Annotated in this window: 2 protein-coding genes; one reads left to right on the forward strand and one right to left on the reverse strand. The window is 65.8% G+C overall.

Going from position 1 to position 960, the window contains the following annotated elements; all coding sequences use genetic code 11:
* Positions 1-67 precede the first annotated feature (67 nt).
* Complete coding sequence (locus IZR01_RS49320; RefSeq protein ID WP_194898450.1) at positions 68-271, forward strand: cold-shock protein; 204 nt, start codon at positions 68-70, stop codon at positions 269-271.
* A gap of 168 nt (positions 272-439) precedes the next feature.
* Here the strand turns inward: IZR01_RS49320 and IZR01_RS49325 are convergent.
* The coding region (locus IZR01_RS49325; protein ID WP_194927904.1) for a discoidin domain-containing protein at positions 440-960 on the reverse strand (521 nt) is incomplete at its 5' end.

A 960-nucleotide genomic window follows, 5' to 3' on the forward strand; every position in this document is an offset into this window, starting at 1 on the left:
ACAGAGACAGCCCCCTCCCCGCCTGCCACACGCGCGGCGGACCCACTACGTCCCCTAGGAGGACACCATGGCAACCGGAACCGTGAAATGGTTCAACGCCGAGAAGGGCTTCGGCTTCATCGAGCAGGACGGCGGCGGACCCGACGTCTTCGCGCACTACTCCAACATCGCCAGCCAGGGCTTCCGCGAGCTCCAGGAGGGCCAGAAGGTGAGCTTCGACATCGCGCAGGGCCAGAAGGGCCCGCAGGCGGAGAACATCAAGCCCGCGTGAATCCCGATGATCCCGGACGCCTGCCACCGCACTGTGCGCTGGCAGGCGGTGCACATTCAGCGTGTCGCTGGAGTTGATGGACGGAACCGTTGAGTTCTGGAACGGAAGCTGTCTCGCCCGGACCGCTAGGGTGCGGTCCGGGTGAGTAGGTGCGGTGCTTGTCAGCACCTACAGGGCGTAGACCTGGAATTGGTACAGAGAGTAGCCCCAGCCGGTGGCGCGTTGAACTCCTTGCATCCGTACGTAGCGGGCGCTGGTGACCGGGAAGCTATCGACTTCCTGCCCGCCCTGACCGGTCGTCGTGGTGTAGACGGTGCGCCAGTTGGTGCCGTCGTCGGAGACCTCGATGTTGTAGGCCTTGCCGTAGGCGGCTTCCCAGTTCAGCATCACGCGGCCGACCTGCTGGACCGAACCCAGATCCACCTGCAACCACTCGTTGTCGTGCCAATTGCTGGCCCAACGGTTGGCGCCGTTGCCCGTGATGGCATTCTGCGCCGGATAGCCGAGCTGGATGCTGGAGGCGGTCGCAGTGCCCTTCGTCGCCAGGTCGGAGACGTCCGCGCCGCGGTGTGCCGGGTACTGCACGACCTGCTGGAAGGTGGGGCGGTTCTGCCAGTTGCTCTGGTCGTCGGTGATGCCGCCCAGCGGGTGCTGCTGGATGGAGTCGGCGCACCACTGGTCGCCGGCCG

This window comes from Catenulispora pinisilvae (assembly GCF_015356865.1).
Taxonomy (GTDB): Bacteria; Actinomycetota; Actinomycetes; order Streptomycetales; family Catenulisporaceae; genus Catenulispora; species Catenulispora pinisilvae.

Bases quoted from the DNA above. Each gene is read 5' to 3' on its own strand.
- IZR01_RS49320 (WP_194898450.1), top strand. From the start codon at position 68: ATGGCAACCGGAACCGTGAAATGGTTCAACGCCGAGAAGGGCTTCGGC.